Annotated in this window: 15 protein-coding genes; 11 read left to right on the top strand and 4 right to left on the bottom strand. The window is 64.6% G+C overall.

The features are described from left to right. Window positions 1–13 precede the first annotated feature (13 nt). The 3 genes from ACFMPD_RS14710 to ACFMPD_RS14700 all read right to left on the bottom strand — a co-directional run bounded on the left by ACFMPD_RS14710 (window position 14) and on the right by ACFMPD_RS14700 (window position 3,895). Window positions 14–466 (bottom strand): c-type cytochrome, encoded by a 453-nt coding sequence (locus tag ACFMPD_RS14710; RefSeq protein ID WP_380995912.1) that lies wholly within the window; start codon window positions 464–466, stop codon window positions 14–16. 163 nt (window positions 467–629) lie between these two features. Then, window positions 630–1,832, bottom strand: a complete 1,203-nt coding sequence (locus tag ACFMPD_RS14705; RefSeq protein WP_380995909.1) for an NnrS family protein — start codon at window positions 1,830–1,832, stop codon at window positions 630–632. Further along, window positions 1,829–3,895: a 4Fe-4S binding protein gene (locus ACFMPD_RS14700; protein WP_380995906.1), complete on the bottom strand. Its 2,067-nt coding sequence runs from the start codon at window positions 3,893–3,895 to the stop codon at window positions 1,829–1,831. The genes ACFMPD_RS14705 and ACFMPD_RS14700 overlap by 4 nt, the downstream gene beginning before the upstream one ends. 145 nt (window positions 3,896–4,040) lie before the next feature. Between ACFMPD_RS14700 and ACFMPD_RS14695 the strand changes: the two genes are divergently transcribed. From ACFMPD_RS14695 to ACFMPD_RS14645, 11 genes are all read left to right on the top strand, one after another. Continuing rightward, window positions 4,041–5,759, top strand: a complete 1,719-nt coding sequence (locus ACFMPD_RS14695) for a cytochrome D1 domain-containing protein (protein WP_380995903.1) — start codon at window positions 4,041–4,043, stop codon at window positions 5,757–5,759. Window positions 5,760–5,843: 84 nt separating this feature from the next. Next, the gene (gene cobA, locus ACFMPD_RS14690; RefSeq protein ID WP_380995900.1) at window positions 5,844–6,629 is read left to right on the top strand and encodes a uroporphyrinogen-III C-methyltransferase; all 786 of its coding nucleotides are present in this window, start codon (window positions 5,844–5,846) and stop codon (window positions 6,627–6,629) included. Further along, entirely contained in the window at window positions 6,622–6,933 is a 312-nt protein-coding gene (locus ACFMPD_RS14685; protein WP_380995897.1) for a c-type cytochrome, read from the top strand. The genes cobA and ACFMPD_RS14685 overlap by 8 nt, the downstream gene beginning before the upstream one ends. Beyond that, window positions 6,930–8,072, top strand: a complete 1,143-nt coding sequence (locus tag ACFMPD_RS14680; RefSeq protein WP_380995894.1) for a cytochrome D1 domain-containing protein — start codon at window positions 6,930–6,932, stop codon at window positions 8,070–8,072. The genes ACFMPD_RS14685 and ACFMPD_RS14680 overlap by 4 nt, the downstream gene beginning before the upstream one ends. Window positions 8,073–8,075: 3 nt before the next feature. Next, complete coding sequence (gene ahbB, locus ACFMPD_RS14675; protein WP_380995891.1) at window positions 8,076–9,068, top strand: siroheme decarboxylase subunit beta; 993 nt, start codon at window positions 8,076–8,078, stop codon at window positions 9,066–9,068. Then, window positions 9,065–9,514, top strand: coding sequence for an Lrp/AsnC family transcriptional regulator (locus ACFMPD_RS14670; protein WP_380995888.1), 450 nt, complete (start codon window positions 9,065–9,067; stop codon window positions 9,512–9,514). Before ahbB (ACFMPD_RS14675) ends, ACFMPD_RS14670 begins: the two co-directional genes overlap by 4 nt. After that, a complete protein-coding gene (gene ahbB, locus ACFMPD_RS14665) occupies window positions 9,511–9,999 on the top strand; it encodes a siroheme decarboxylase subunit beta (RefSeq protein WP_380995885.1) in 489 nt (162 codons plus the stop codon). The genes ACFMPD_RS14670 and ahbB (ACFMPD_RS14665) overlap by 4 nt, the downstream gene beginning before the upstream one ends. A 4-nt stretch (window positions 10,000–10,003) precedes the next feature. Continuing rightward, a complete protein-coding gene (nirJ, locus tag ACFMPD_RS14660; protein WP_380995882.1) occupies window positions 10,004–11,221 on the top strand; it encodes a heme d1 biosynthesis radical SAM protein NirJ in 1,218 nt (405 codons plus the stop codon). Continuing rightward, a complete protein-coding gene (locus ACFMPD_RS14655; protein WP_380995879.1) occupies window positions 11,193–12,740 on the top strand; it encodes a cytochrome D1 domain-containing protein in 1,548 nt (515 codons plus the stop codon). The genes nirJ and ACFMPD_RS14655 overlap by 29 nt, the downstream gene beginning before the upstream one ends. Continuing rightward, window positions 12,697–13,446: a CbiX/SirB N-terminal domain-containing protein gene (locus ACFMPD_RS14650; RefSeq protein WP_380995876.1), complete on the top strand. Its 750-nt coding sequence runs from the start codon at window positions 12,697–12,699 to the stop codon at window positions 13,444–13,446. Before ACFMPD_RS14655 ends, ACFMPD_RS14650 begins: the two co-directional genes overlap by 44 nt. Next, window positions 13,443–13,682 (top strand): hypothetical protein, encoded by a 240-nt coding sequence (locus ACFMPD_RS14645; RefSeq protein WP_380995874.1) that lies wholly within the window; start codon window positions 13,443–13,445, stop codon window positions 13,680–13,682. Before ACFMPD_RS14650 ends, ACFMPD_RS14645 begins: the two co-directional genes overlap by 4 nt. 57 nt (window positions 13,683–13,739) lie before the next feature. Here the strand turns inward: ACFMPD_RS14645 and ACFMPD_RS14640 are convergent, their stop codons facing one another. Further along, window positions 13,740–14,126: a c-type cytochrome gene (locus ACFMPD_RS14640; protein WP_380995872.1), complete on the bottom strand. Its 387-nt coding sequence runs from the start codon at window positions 14,124–14,126 to the stop codon at window positions 13,740–13,742. Between the last annotated feature and the right edge of the window lie 2 nt (window positions 14,127–14,128).

Genomic DNA, 14,128 nt, shown 5'->3' with positions numbered 1-14,128 from the left:
TCGTTATCCTTTCTCAACCCGCATCGTTGGGCGGCCAGCCCTGCGCGTCGATGGAATCGGTCCACAGCAAAAAGTCGCTGAGGCCGCGATACTCTTCGTCCGTCAGGTCGAAAGCCGGCATCTGGCGCCGTCCCTCGATGCCGGTGGGCATCGCTTGCATCCAGTTTTTCAGGGTTTCGAACGCCGCTTCGGGGTCGTCTTCCACCCCCCAGCGGGTCATCACATTCATCAGTTCCGGAGCAAAGTAGGCCCCTTCCCCCATGATGGAATGGCAGTTGATACAGGCGTGGCGTTCCCACACGTGTTTTCCCAGGGCGACGCTTTCGGTCAGCCCCTCGGCATCAGTCGACGTGGTGACGATATAACGGTGTGAATGTGCCGTCAGTCCCACGAATATGATGAGAAAGAACAGGGACCCGCCGAAAAAGATGTTCCGGGCCATGCTCTTGGTCATGACTTCGCGCATTGCGCTCTCCTTTGCGCTGCGTTGAATATGGGCGCACCATGATGTTTGGCGCGCGGATTATCCTTGGCAAAAGTCAAGCCGCACGCGAATGCGGCCGGATTTTTGCCCAGGGGCGGGGGTCAGGGGGGTGCGGGGGCACTCCGCGACATGGCTTTCTCCTTTACTATTCGGTCGGGCGTTTCAAGCGGGGTAAAAACAAAACTGGCCCCAACGCGGCCAGAAACAGCACAAAGGCCAGGATCCAGATGGCACCGGCGGACAGCATCGCCGGAAAATACAGGTCTGCCGGAAATTCCGAGGCGACCCAGCGCAGAACCGCAGCCAGCGCGACCAGCCCATATCCGATGGCAACCGCGCCGGGCGCCAGGATCGGCTGGCCGGTATGGCTGAGGATGGCGCGGCTCATGATCGCCAGCGTCATGCCGCCGACAGCGCCAATGCCCAGAACGTGCAGCGCCGCGACCTGGCTGCCGACCCCAAGGCCGGACAGACCGAATAGCGCCAGACCGAGGGTCAGCATGACAACCGCCAGATGCAGCGACCACAGGATCGGCTGCCGCCAGATCAGATATCCGCGCCACAGGGCCAGCCGGATCAGCTGGGCCACGGCGGCCGCCAGCGCCAGCACTCCGGTCATCGCATCGGGCAGGCCCGCAAGCAGGCCCACGACCAGCAGCAGGCCCAGGCCATTGGCCGCCCGTGTCAGCCCCGCCGGGCTGCGGGGCCAGTTTGCCTCGGGCACGCCCGCGCGTTTCAGCGCGTTGCGGGTGAACCCCGGCACCACGCGTCCGGCCAGTACGGAAATCATCGCGCAGAACGAGAACAGTCCCGCATGCAGACCCGTCATCAGCGTGTCGGTGGACCATCCGGTCCACTGCAGATGCACCAAAAGATTGCTGATCCAGACCAGCGTCACAAACAGCAGGAAAACCAGAACCTGCGGCTTGGGCCGGCGCACGACCTGCAGCACGAGGCGCACGGCCATCAAGGGCAGAAAGGCCAGGTCGATCACAGCCACCAGGCCCATCGGCAGACTACCGGAAAACCAGATCGCAAAACGCCCGGCCAGCCACAGTCCGATCGCCAGCCCGATGAACAGCTGCGGGCGGTGACGGGCCCCGGTCCAGCCCGGCGTGGCGGTCATCAGAAAACCGCCCATGGCGGCGGTGCCATAGCCAAAGATCATCTCGTGCGCGTGCCACAGATGCGGCGGCATCCCGAACGGCAGGGCATAGATCATGCCGCCCGCCGCGTGCACGCCCAGCCACATTTCCCAGACCAGCACCGCCAGGACGGCAAACAGCGCAGCGTTCAGGAAAAACACCCGGAACCCGTCGCCGAACAGCCGTGCCAGCGCGCCGGTCATGACGCGGCCCTGGCCGGAGCCGTCTGGCGGGCGCGGCGTTTCAGTACCGGACAGGTGGCATCGTCGTTCATCACCACCTGGCAGCGCAGACACAACACGCATTCATTCGGATTGATGCGGCCCAGCGGGTCAATGGCGCCGACGGTGCATTTGGTGGCGCACAGCCGGCATTCGCGCCCGCATTGCGGACGCCGGTGCAACCAGTCGAAGATCTTCAGCTTGGCCGGGATCGCCAGCGCCGCCCCCAGAGGGCAGAGATAGCGACAGTAAAAGCGTTCGATGAACAGCCCCGCCGTCAGCAGCGCCAGCACGAACAGGACAAAGGGCCAGGCGCGGATCATCCGCATTGAGATCGCCGTCTTGAACGGTTCGGCCTCGGCCAGGATCAGCGCGTCCTTCATTGAATAGAAAGACAGGGCCAGGATCGCAACGAACAGGGTATATTTGATGATCCACAGCCGTTCATGCAGCGCATGCGGCACCGCGATCTGCGGCACGTTCAGCTTCTGCGCCACCGCGTTGGTCAGTTCCTGCAAGGCCCCGAAGGGGCACAGCCAGCCGCAGAACACGCCCCGCCCCCAGAACAGCAGCCCCAGCGCGACACCGCCCCACAGGGTAAATATGATCGGTTCGATCAGGAAGGTCTCCCAATGGAACCCGGTCAGCAGCGACTGCAGAAAGGCAATCACCTGCACCACCGACAATTGCCCGTTCAGCACCCAGCCCAGCCAGACGAGGGTAACGCTGAGAAAGCCCAGCCGCACACCGCGCCACAGGCGCGGCCGGCGCACCAGAGATTCCTGCAACAGCAGGATCAGCGTCAGGACCACCTGCATCGCGGCGACGCTGATCACCGCGTATTTCTTGTCCTGCCAGGTCTGCTGCCACAGCGGCGCGGCCTCGGGCGGTGGCGCCATCACATAGGCATCCGGCAGCGCATAGGGCAGTGTTGTGACAAAAGACACCGTGTCGCCCTGCGCCGTGGGCCGGGCGGCGGTCAGTTCCAGCGCAAACGGGGCGGTCGCATCAAAGCGCGAATCACTGATTCGGAACAGACTGCGCTCTTTCAACGCAGGCGCATCGGCGATCGGCAATTTGTCGATCCGCGTATAACCCGCGTCGGTCAGCGGCAGGCGCAGATCGCCCTGCACCAGCGTCAGCCGGTCAAAGACGCCGCCGCGGCGCCAGCCGGTGCCGCGGTGCGAATACAGCCCCCGCGACGCCACGAGCAACACGACATCGCCCGGACCCAGCGCCCCGACGGCACGGGAATATTGTTGTTGGCCCAATATGTTGCGCCCGATGGTCGGAGGGTCGGCCAACGCCATCCACATCTCGATAAAGGCGCCCTCGCCGGCGGGAATCGGCGGCTTGGCTCCGTCCATGCGGGCGCGGGCCTGATCCAGCGTCACCAGAACATGGCTCAGCGCCCCCTCGGCCACCAGCGTCGCCCAACTGGCTGGCCGATAGTCGATGCGATCAATGCCGCCGCCGGGCAAAAGCCCCCGCCCAATCGCCAAAGTGCGCGCCGTGCGCAGAATCGAATCGCGAATCACGCCGGTCGATACGGTCGCCCGCGAAATGATGTCGGGCATGTCAGGCCCTTCGCCGATACCGTCGGGATCCATCAGATCGACACCGGCAAATCCGCCCACGAAATTCTCGATATCCCGGTCCGACAGGCCGAGCGTCAGGATCGGCTCGCTGTGGCGCGTCAGCTGGGCGCCGGCGATCCGGCCTTCGGTATCCACGGCGACCAATACGTCCAGCGGACGCCCGGAATATCCAACAGAACCGGCTATTTCCCAGGTTGACGCAATGAATCCGACCGGCCCGTCATCGGCGGTGACCGACCAGCCCGGCACTTGCGCCTCGTCGCGCAACAGCACCGGATTGGCCGGCAGAGCGAACAGTTTCGCGGCACTTTCCGGGGTCGGTGCGATCGGCGCGATCCCGGCCTCGGTCGCGGGCCGCAGCGACTGGGCGCAGGCGGGCGCTCCGATACTGGCCCCGACCAGGACCGAGATACCGATTGCTAGGGATTTCAGGGCGGACCGGAGCATGGCTCTTTGTTGCGTCAGGTTCCACACCTCGCCTTGATTGAAGTCAAGGCGAGGTAGTTTGAATCCGGTCACGTTCGCGCTGCCTCACCAGCGAACGGAGTATTCGTAAATGAAATCCACAACAGCCATCCGGCGCGCATCGTTTATGGCAAGCGCTGCAATCGCCCTGGGCCTAGCCGTGACCGGCGTATCCGCCCAGGAAAAACCAAAGGATCACGGCGACGACGCGTCAGCCGCCTATCAACCCAGCATGACGACCCTGGGCCAGATCCAGGTCGAGATCCCGGGCCGCAAGGCAGACGATCCGGTCATGACCGACGAGGAATTCCAGGCCGCGACTACCCTGTATTTCGAACGTTGCGCCGGCTGCCACGGCGTGCTGCGCAAAGGCGCGACCGGCAAGGCGCTGACCCCCGATATCACCCGCGAAAAGGGCTTTGACTACCTGCGCGATTTCATCACCTATGGCTCGCCCGCCGGCATGCCCAACTGGGGCACCTCTGGCGATCTGACCGAAGCCGAGGTCGACATGATGGCGCGTTACGTGCTGCTGGAACCGCCCGCGCCGCCTGAATATGGCATGCCGGAAATGCGCGAAAGCTGGAAAGTGATCGTCGCCCCCGAAGACCGCCCGACCGAAAAGATGAACGACTGGGATCTGGACAACCTGTTCTCGGTGACCCTGCGCGACGCCGGCCAGATTGCCCTGATCGATGGCGCCAGCTATGAGATCAAGGCCGTGATCGACACCGGTTACGCCGTTCACATCAGCCGGATTTCCGCATCGGGCCGTTATCTGTTCGTCATCGGCCGCGACGCCAAGGTGAACATGATCGACCTGTGGATGGAATCACCGGACACCGTGGCCGAGATCAAGGTCGGAGCCGAGGCGCGCTCGGTCGAGACCAGCAAGATGCACGGCTATGAGGACAAATATGCCATCGCCGGCAGCTATTGGCCGCCGCAATACGTGATCATGGATGGCGACACGCTGGAGCCGCTCAAGATCAAGTCGACCCGTGGCATGATCTATGACGAACAGACCTATCACCCCGAACCCCGGGTCGCGGCTATCATCTCGTCGCACTTCAACCCCGAGTTCATCGTGAACGTCAAGGAAACCGGCAAGATCCTGTTGGTCGACTATTCCGACATCAAGAACCTGAAGGTCACCGAGATCGAAGCCGAACGGTTCCTGCATGACGGTGGTCTGGACAGTACCAAGCGTTATTTCCTGACGGCGGCCAACGCCCGGAACAAGGTGGCGGTGATCGACACCAAGGAAGGCACGCTGACCGCGATGGTCGATACCGAGGGCGCAACGCCGCACCCGGGCCGTGGTGCCAACATCAACCACCCGACCTATGGTCCGGTCTGGGCGACATCGCACCTGGGTGACGACACGGTCGCGCTGATCGGCACCGATCCCGAGGGCAACCCGGACAACGCCTGGAAGATGGTGCAGCAGCTCTATGCCATGGGTGGCGGGTCGCTATTCGTCAAGACACACCCGGAATCCGAGCATCTCTATGTCGACGCGCCGCTGAACCCCGACGCCGAAGTGTCCGGCTCGGTCGCGGTCTTCAAGGTCGGTGATCTGGCACAGGAAGAGCCGGAATTCACCGTGCTGCCGATCGTCGAATGGGCCGGTATTGCCGAAGGCCAGCCGCGCGTCGTGCAAGGCGAATTCAACCAGGCAGGCAACGAGATCTGGTTCTCGGTCTGGAATGCCGCTGACCTGGAATCGGCCATCGTCGTGGTTGACGACAAGACGCTGGAGCTGAAACATGTGATCAAGGACGAACGTCTGGTCACACCGACCGGCAAATTCAACGTCTACAACACCCGCGCCGACGTCTATTAAGGTGCGACTGCCGGGGGCCACTGGCTGGCCCCCGGCCCGTTTTTTTTGCGTGTCCGCCATGCAGCCACACCCAGGAGCCGGTACATGACCCCGACAGGCAAGGTTTATCTGATTGGTGCCGGTCCCGGCGATGCCGAGCTGCTGACCCTGCGCGCCCTGCGCATGCTGCAATCCGCCGACGCCGTGGTCCATGACCGGCTGGTCTCGCAGGACATCCTGGATCTGGCTCCGGCCGGTGTCCGGATGATCCCGGTCGGCAAGGCCCCAAAATGCCATACGGTCCCGCAGGACCGGATCAACGAAATTCTGGCCGAACTGGCCGAACAGGGGCTGACCGTGGCCCGGCTCAAGGGCGGTGATCCGCTGATCTTTGGCCGCGGCAGCGAAGAGGCCGCCTATCTGGCCGACCGCGGCCTTGCCGTCGAGTATGCCCCGGGCATCACCGCGGCCCAGGGCATGGCCGCCGCCACCGGCATTCCGCTGACCCATCGCGGCCTGGCCACCGGTGTGCGCTATGTCACCGGACACCGCGCCGCCGACCAGCGTCTGGACCTGGACTGGGCCAGCCTGGCCGATACCGACACCACACTGGTTGTCTATATGGGCGCCGCCAACATCTCGGAAATCGCCCTGAACCTGATGCGCGAGGGCATGCCGGCCAGCTTGCCGGTGATGGCCATCTGCGCCGCCACGACATCACAGGAAAGCCGGCTGATCTCGCGTCTGGACCAGATCGGCGTGGACATCCGGGCGCAGCCGATGCCGGCCCCGGTCCTGTTCGTCATCGGCCGCGTCGTATCGCTGTATCAGGCCGGAACCGGCGCAACCGGCACGGCAGCGCGACGCCCGGCGGTGGCCGCCGGTGAATAGGCTGGTCGCGCTGTTTCTGGCCATCGGCGGCACCGCGCTGGCCGGCGAGACGGCCACCATCGACGGGACCGCGCTGGAACGGCTGGTGCTGCAGGATTGCGGTTCGTGTCACGGCCTGACCCTGAAAGGCGGGCTGGGGCCGGATATCCGCCCCGAGGCGCTGGCGCATTACGACCGGGCGGGTCTGGCGGCGGTGATCCTGGACGGCATTCCCGGCACGCCCATGCCCCCGTGGCGACCGCTGCTGACCCAGGCCGAAGTGGACTGGATGGTGACCTATCTTCTGAGCGGAGGAACACAATGAAACGGGCTGTATTCGCGGTTCTGGCCGGGCTGGCGCTGGCTGCCCCGGCCTGGTCGCAATCGACGGGCGATCTGGGTCTGGTCGTGGAACGCGCCAGCGGCTCGCTGCTGGTGGTGGATCAGTCAGACCGCGCCGCCATTGGCCGGATCACCGGTCTGGGCGATCTCAGCCATGCCTCGCTGGTCTATGCCCCCGATCAGCGGTTCGCCTATGTCTTTGGCCGCGATGGCGGACTGACCAAGGTCGACATTCTGGAACAGTCGGTGGTCAACCGGGTGATGCAGGCCGGCAATTCGATCGGTGGTGCGATCTCGGACGATGGCCGATACGTGGCGGTTTCCAACTATGAACCGGGCGGCGTGCGCGTCTTTGACGCCGACACGCTGGAGATGGTGGCCGACATCCCGACCGGCGCCAAGACCATCGGTCTGGTCGACATTCCCGGCACCCGTTTCGTGTTTTCGCTGTGGGACTCCGGCGAGACCTGGATCGCCGATCTGTCCGGCGATGCGCCAGAGATCATCCGCATTGCTGGCATGGGCGACAACCCCTATGACGCGCTGGTTACCGGCGACGGGCGCACCTATATCGCCGGGCTTTTCGGCGCCGATCACCTGACCGCGCTGGATCTGTGGCAGGACAATCCGACGCCGCAGCCGATCCTGCCCGGCTATGCCGCCGGGCGCACCGGGCTGCCGGTCTACAAGATGCCGCATCTCGAAGGCTGGGCGCAGGCCGGCGACGAATTCGTGCTGCCCGCCGTCGGTCAGCACGAAGTTTTGTGGGTCGACGCCAAGAGCCTCAGCGAGACCGGGCGCACCGCCACCCATGGTCAGCCGGTCTTTGCCATGGCGCGCCCCGACGGGCGCCACGTCTGGGTCAATTTCGCGCATCCGCTGAACGATACGATCCAGGTGATCGACACGGTGAGCAAAGATGTCATCCACCAGTTCACGCCGGGTCCCGGGGTGCTGCACATGGAATTCACCCCGCGGGGTCACGAGGTCTGGCTGTCGGTGCGCGACGCCGGCAAGGTGATGGTCTATGACACGCAGACCTTCGAGAAACTGCGGGAAATCGAGGCCGACAGCCCGTCTGGCATCTTTTTCACCGCCCGCGCGCACAAGATGGGGTTGTAAGACATGGAAGGTGTACTGGACCCGCTGGATCAGGCCCTGCTGGATGACTGGCAGCGCGACTTTCCGATCCAGTCCGAACCTTTTCGCGTACTCGGCGATGCGCTGGGCCTGACACAGAATCAGGTGATCGACCGGCTGCGGCGGCAGATGGACAACGCCCGCATTACCCGGGTGGGTGCCACCTGCGCGCCCAATACCATCTCGGCCAGCACCCTGGCCGCGGTGGCCGCCCCAGAAAACCGCATCGAAGAGGTCGCCGCAATCATCGGCGCCCAGCCCGGCGTCAATCACAATTACCTGCGCGAGCATGACTGGAACCTTTGGTTTGTCGCCACCGGCCCCGACCGCGCCCATGTGGATGCGACCCTGGACCGGATCGAGGCGCAGACCGGGCTGCGGGTCCTGGACCTGCGGCTGGTGCGCGCCTTCAACGTCGATCTGGGCTTTGCCCTGCGCGGCAAGACCGCAGCCTGGAAACCGGCAAAAGCGGCGGATCCGACGGCCTTTCAGCCCGGTGATCGCGATATCCTGAACAATCTGATGCGGGGCCTGCAGCTCGTGCCGCGCCCCTATCTGGCCATCGCCCAGGATCTGGGGCTGAGCGAAGCCACGGTTCTGGACCGGGTCCGCGCCCTGACGCAGGCCGGTATCGTTGCCCGCCTGGGGATCATCGTTCGTCACCGCGCTCTGGGCTGGCGGTCCAACGCGATGGTGGTCTGGGACATGCCGTCCGAGCAGATCACCCGGGCCGGCCCGGTCCTGGCCGCCTTACCCGGGATCACCCTGTGCTACGAGCGCACGCCGGTGCCCGGTGCCTGGCCTTATCGGTTGTATTCGATGATTCACGCCCGCAGCCGCAGCGACGCAATGGCGGTGCTGACCCGCGCCTGCGCCCTGCCGGAACTGGCGGATGTGCCGCATCGCCCCTTGTTTTCCCTGCACTGTTTCAAACAGACTGGTGCCATGGTCGCCCCTGCCCAAAAGGAAGTCGCATGAGCCTGGACGAAATCGACCGACGTATCCTGAACCATCTGCAGGACGGGTTTCCCATCGCGCCGCGCCCGTACCAGCAGGCCGCCGAGGAACTGGGCCTGACCGAGGCCGATCTGCTGGCACGACTGGCGGCAATGAAAGAGACGCGCGTCATCACCCGGTTCGGCCCGTTCTTTGACGCGGCGGCCATGGGGGGCGCGTTCTGCCTGTGTGCCATGGCCGTGCCCCCGGATCGGTTCGACGACGTGCTGGCGGTGGTCAACGCGCGCCCCGAAGTGGCGCATAATTACGAACGTACCCACCGGCTGAACATGTGGTTCGTGCTGGCCACCGAAACCCAGGACGAGATCGCCCAGGTCGCCGAGGCGCTGGAACGTGACACCGGCCTGCGGGTGCTGTGCTTTCCGAAACTGCAGGAATTCTTTGTCGGCTTTCGGGTGGCGGCATGAGCATCGACGCAACCGACCGGCGCATCATCGCCGCGACCCAGGCCGGGCTGCCGCTGGTGCCGCAACCCTATGCCCAGATCGCCGACGAGCTGGACCTGACCGAAGACGATCTGTGCGCCCGCCTGCGGGCCATGCAGGACAGCGGCGTGATCCGCCGCATCGCCGTCGCCCCCAACCATTACAAACTGGGAATGACCGCCAACGGCATGTCGGTCTGGGACGTGGATGATGCCCGCATCGCCGAACTGGGCCAAATGATCGGCAATCTCGATGGCGTCACCCATTGCTATGAACGCCCGCGCGCCCTGCCCGACTGGCCCTATAACCTGTTCGCGATGCTGCATGGCAGCAGCCGCGAACAGGTCGAGGCGCAGCGCACCGATATCGCCGCGATGCTGGGCGATGCCTGCCGCGGCCATGACATTCTCTATTCCACCCGCATTCTGAAAAAGACCGGGCTGCGGTTGCGCAGCCAGAAAGGTTAGTCCGATGTTCCGACTGTCCGAATACATGCACCAGCTGGTGCGCCCGACCCCCGTGCGCATGCGCCGCGGCAGCGGCGGGGTCAAACCGGTGGTGATCTGGAACCTGACCCGGCGCTGCAACCTGAAATGCCGCCATTGCTATACGGTCTCGGCCGATGTGCATTTCCCCGGCGAACTCAGCCACGATCAGGCGGTGGCAACGCTGGACGATCTGGGACGGTTCCGCATCCCGGCGCTGATCCTGTCCGGCGGCGAGCCGCTGGACCGGTTCGATTTCTTCGACCTGGCGGCGCGGGCCCGCCCGCTGGTGCCGATGCTGGCGCTGTCCACCAACGGCACCAAGATCCATGGCGAGACCGCCGACCGCGTGGCCGAGATCGGATTTCACTATGTCGGCATTTCGATCGACGGGATCGGCGCGACCAATGACTGGTTCCGCGGCGTCGATGGCGCGTTCAACGACGCCTTGCGCGGGGTGCGCGAATGCAAGGCGCGGGGCATAAAGGTGGGGCTGCGGTTCACCCTGACCCGGGACAATGAAAGCCAGCTGCCCGACCTCCTGAAACTGTGCGACGACGAGGGCGTGGACAAGTTCTATCTGTCGCATCTGGTCTATGCCGGGCGCGGCGACAAGAACCGGGGCGAGGACGCGGTGCATGACCATACCCGCCGCGCCATGGATCTGTTGATCGACAAGGCCTGGGGCGATGCCAGCGCCGGACGGCCGCTGGATATCGTCACCGGCAACAACGATGCCGACGCGGTCTATCTGATGAACTGGGCTGCCGAGCGGTTCGAGCAGGACAAGATCGACCATCTACGCGATCATCTCGAAGCCTGGGGCGGCAATTCCTCGGGGCTGGGCGTGGCCAATATCGACCCGCAGGGCAAGGTGCATCCCGACACCTACTGGTCCGACTACACGATCGGCAGCGTCAAGCAGACGCCGTTCTCGGAACTCTGGACTGGCAGCGACGCCATGCTGGCCCAGTTGCGCCGGCGGCCGCGCCCGCTGAAAGGGCGCTGCGGCGCCTGTACGTTCCAGTCGGTCTGCGGCGGCAATACCCGCATCCGCGCCTTGCAGCTGACCGGCGATCCCTGGGCCGAGGATCCGGCCTGCTACCTCAGCAACCAGGAAATCGGCGTTGCCGAAGCCGACCGCCTGACCGTCACGCCATTCCGGGGGAAACGCCATGATCCGGCGCATGATTTCAGCCTCTAGCCTGCTGTTTCTGGCCAGTCTGGCCACCGCCGACCCGGCAAGGGATTATGTCGAGAACTGCGCCACCTGTCACGGCGCCGACCGGCTGGGCGGCACCGGCCCGGCGCTGATCCCGCAGACGCTGAAACGCATGCGCGGGCCGAACCTGGAAAAGGTGATCGCGGGCGGACGCGCCGCCACCCAGATGCCGGCCTTTGCCGACACGCTGGATGGTGACCGCATCGCGGCGCTGGCGGACTATCTGAAAACACCGCTGGACGCGGTGCCTGACTGGGGCCCGGAACAGATCGCGGCGACCCTGACGCCCGACCCGGACTATGTTGCCGCCGATGCCCCGGTCTTTGACGCCGATCCGATGAACATCACGCTGGTGGTCGAAACCGGCGATCACCATGTCAGCGTGCTGGATGGCGATACGTTTGAGGTTCTGGACCGGTTTGAAACCCCGTTCGCGGTACATGGCGGGCCAAAGTTCAGCCCCGACGGGCGCTATGTCTTTATCATGTCGCGCGATGGCTGGGTGCAGAAATACGACATCTGGTCCCTGCACCAGGTCGGGCGCATCCGCGCCGGGCTGAACAGCCGCAACATCGCCATCAGCATGGACGGCAAGCACCTGGCGGTCGCCAACTACCTGCCGATGACCCTGACCCTGTTGTCCACGGCCGATCTGAGCGTCGAAAGGGTCATGCCGGTGATCTCGAAATCCGGCATCCCCAGCCGCGTTTCGGCGGTCTATCAGGCGCCGCAACGCGACAGTTTCATCCTGGCGCTCAAGGACCAGCCCGAGATCTGGGAGGTCGCCACCGACCCCAATGCCGAGCCGGTCTATGAGGGGTTCGTGCACAGCCAGGAAAAGGACATGATCGAGGCGATCCCGTCGTCACAGGGCCTGTTCGCCCGCCGCCGCATCGAGATTGCCGAACCGCTGGACGATTTCTTTTTCACCGACGATTACCGCAACCTGATCGGTGCCGCGCGGGACGGCGCGCGCGGCGTCGTGGTGAACCTGAATGTCGGCCGCGAAATCGCCGAACTGCCGCTGCCCGGCATGCCGCATCTGGGCTCGGGGATCAGCTGGGAAAAGGATGGCCGCCGGGTGATGGCCACACCGCACCTGAAAGAAGGCAAGCTGAGCGTCATCGACACCGAGGATTGGTCGATTCTGCAGACCATCGACACCGAAGGCCCCGGTTTCTTTCTGCGCAGCCACGAAAATTCACCGTATTTCTGGTCGGATGTGTTTTTCGGACCAAATAAGGACGTGATGCATGTGATCGACAAACAGAGCCTGGAAATCGTCAAGACGATGCGCCCCGAACCCGGCGCAACCGTCGCCCATGTGGAATTCACCCGCGACGGGCGGCACGCCCTGGTCTCGGTGTGGGAGGATGACGGCGCGGTGATCGTTTATGATGCCGCCACGCTGAAAGAAGTCCGTCGCCTGCCGATGCGAAAACCATCCGGAAAATACAATGTCTGGAACAAGATCACCTTTTCGGAGGGCACAAGCCATTAACCGCCGCGCCGTCATCGTCAGCCACGGCCAGCCGTCCGAGCCGGGCCCGCCCGAGGCGGCACTGGCGGATCTGACCGAGCAGGTCGCAGCGCTGATGCCCGGCTGGACGCTGGACAGTGCCACGCTGGCCGCGCCCGGTGCGCTGGCCGCGGCGGTGGAACGGGCCGGGCCAAAGCCGCTGATCTATCCGCTGTTCATGACCGATGGCTGGTTCACCCGCACCACCCTGCCGGACCGGCTGGGCGACACGGGCGGCCCGATCCTGGCGCCGCTGGGCACCGACCCGGCCCTGCCCGATCTGGCCCGCGACTGGTTGGCCGTGGAATTGCGGCAGCGCGGCTGGACCATGGCGGAAACCTGCCTGATCGTGGCGTCGCACGGGTCCGGCAAAAGCCGCAACTCTGCACGTGACACCGAACGTTTCGTGGCCGCCCTGGCCGAACGCACGGGTTTTGCCGAGATCCGCACCGGTTATATCGAAGAACCGCCGTTCCTGGGCGATGTGGTGTTTGACACCGGCGACCTGGCGATCTGCCTGCCGTTTTTCGCGGCCGGCGGCGGCCATGTGGTCGAGGATATTCCCGAAGCACTGGATCTGGCCGAGTTTCCCGGTCTTCGGCTGCCACCGATCGGCACCCATGCCGGCGTGCCGGCGTTGATTGCCGCGGCGCTGCAGGCCGCGGCACAATCAGGAGTAGCGGCATGACCGACAGTGATCACGGTCCGTCCTTTGGCAGGCTCTACGCGATGCTCTACGTGTTCACCACAGGTGCTGTGGCGATCAATCTGTTCATGCTGGGTCTGATGGCACAGGCGATCGGCCTGCCGGCGTTGTCGCCGGTGACGGCGCTGCTGCTGAGCATCCCGCTGGGATTTCCGGCCAACTGGCTGGTCACGCGCTGGGTGCGCGGGCTGATGGACGAGGCCGACGGCCGGAAATGATAAGGCCCCGCCACACATGTGGCAGGGCCTGACCAGCGACCGGGTCGCACGGCGGTATTATTCCGCCGGGAACGTTTCCAGATAGGCAATCACGTTCGCAATATCGTCTTCCTTGCGCAGACCGGCAAAGGACATTTTGGTGCCGTCGATGAATTCCTTGGGCTTGGTCAGAAACGCCGCCATGGATTCATCGTCCCAGACCAGACCTTCGGACGCCTTGGCCATCAGCGCATCGGAATATTTGAAATCGGCATTCGCGCCGGCGGGCGCACCAATGATCCCGTTCAGGGTCGGGCCGACCTTGTTCTTGGCACCCTCACCGACAGCATGGCAGGCCTTGCACTTCTTGAAGACCTTTTCACCTTTGTCTGCGTCACCTTCGGCGAAAGCCGGGGCGGACAGGGCCACGAGAAGCGCGGCGGCGCTGAGAATGGGTTTGATCATGT

It is taken from the genome of Sedimentitalea sediminis (assembly GCF_042687825.1).
Lineage (GTDB): Bacteria > Pseudomonadota > Alphaproteobacteria > Rhodobacterales > Rhodobacteraceae > Sedimentitalea.
This window is presented reverse-complemented; position numbering and strand designations above follow the sequence as displayed.

Bases quoted from the DNA above. Each gene is read 5' to 3' on its own strand.
- ACFMPD_RS14710 (WP_380995912.1), bottom strand. From the start codon at position 466: ATGCGCGAAGTCATGACCAAGAGCATGGCCCGGAACATCTTTTTCGGC.
- ACFMPD_RS14705 (WP_380995909.1), bottom strand. From the start codon at position 1,832: ATGACCGGCGCGCTGGCACGGCTGTTCGGCGACGGGTTCCGGGTGTTT.
- ACFMPD_RS14700 (WP_380995906.1), bottom strand. From the start codon at position 3,895: ATGCTCCGGTCCGCCCTGAAATCCCTAGCAATCGGTATCTCGGTCCTG.
- ACFMPD_RS14695 (WP_380995903.1), top strand. From the start codon at position 4,041: ATGGCAAGCGCTGCAATCGCCCTGGGCCTAGCCGTGACCGGCGTATCC.
- cobA (WP_380995900.1), top strand. From the start codon at position 5,844: ATGACCCCGACAGGCAAGGTTTATCTGATTGGTGCCGGTCCCGGCGAT.
- ACFMPD_RS14680 (WP_380995894.1), top strand. From the start codon at position 6,930: ATGAAACGGGCTGTATTCGCGGTTCTGGCCGGGCTGGCGCTGGCTGCC.
- ahbB (WP_380995891.1), top strand. From the start codon at position 8,076: ATGGAAGGTGTACTGGACCCGCTGGATCAGGCCCTGCTGGATGACTGG.
- ACFMPD_RS14670 (WP_380995888.1), top strand. From the start codon at position 9,065: ATGAGCCTGGACGAAATCGACCGACGTATCCTGAACCATCTGCAGGAC.
- ahbB (WP_380995885.1), top strand. From the start codon at position 9,511: ATGAGCATCGACGCAACCGACCGGCGCATCATCGCCGCGACCCAGGCC.
- nirJ (WP_380995882.1), top strand. From the start codon at position 10,004: ATGTTCCGACTGTCCGAATACATGCACCAGCTGGTGCGCCCGACCCCC.
- ACFMPD_RS14655 (WP_380995879.1), top strand. From the start codon at position 11,193: ATGATCCGGCGCATGATTTCAGCCTCTAGCCTGCTGTTTCTGGCCAGT.
- ACFMPD_RS14650 (WP_380995876.1), top strand. From the start codon at position 12,697: ATGTCTGGAACAAGATCACCTTTTCGGAGGGCACAAGCCATTAACCGC.
- ACFMPD_RS14645 (WP_380995874.1), top strand. From the start codon at position 13,443: ATGACCGACAGTGATCACGGTCCGTCCTTTGGCAGGCTCTACGCGATG.
- ACFMPD_RS14640 (WP_380995872.1), bottom strand. From the start codon at position 14,126: ATGATCAAACCCATTCTCAGCGCCGCCGCGCTTCTCGTGGCCCTGTCC.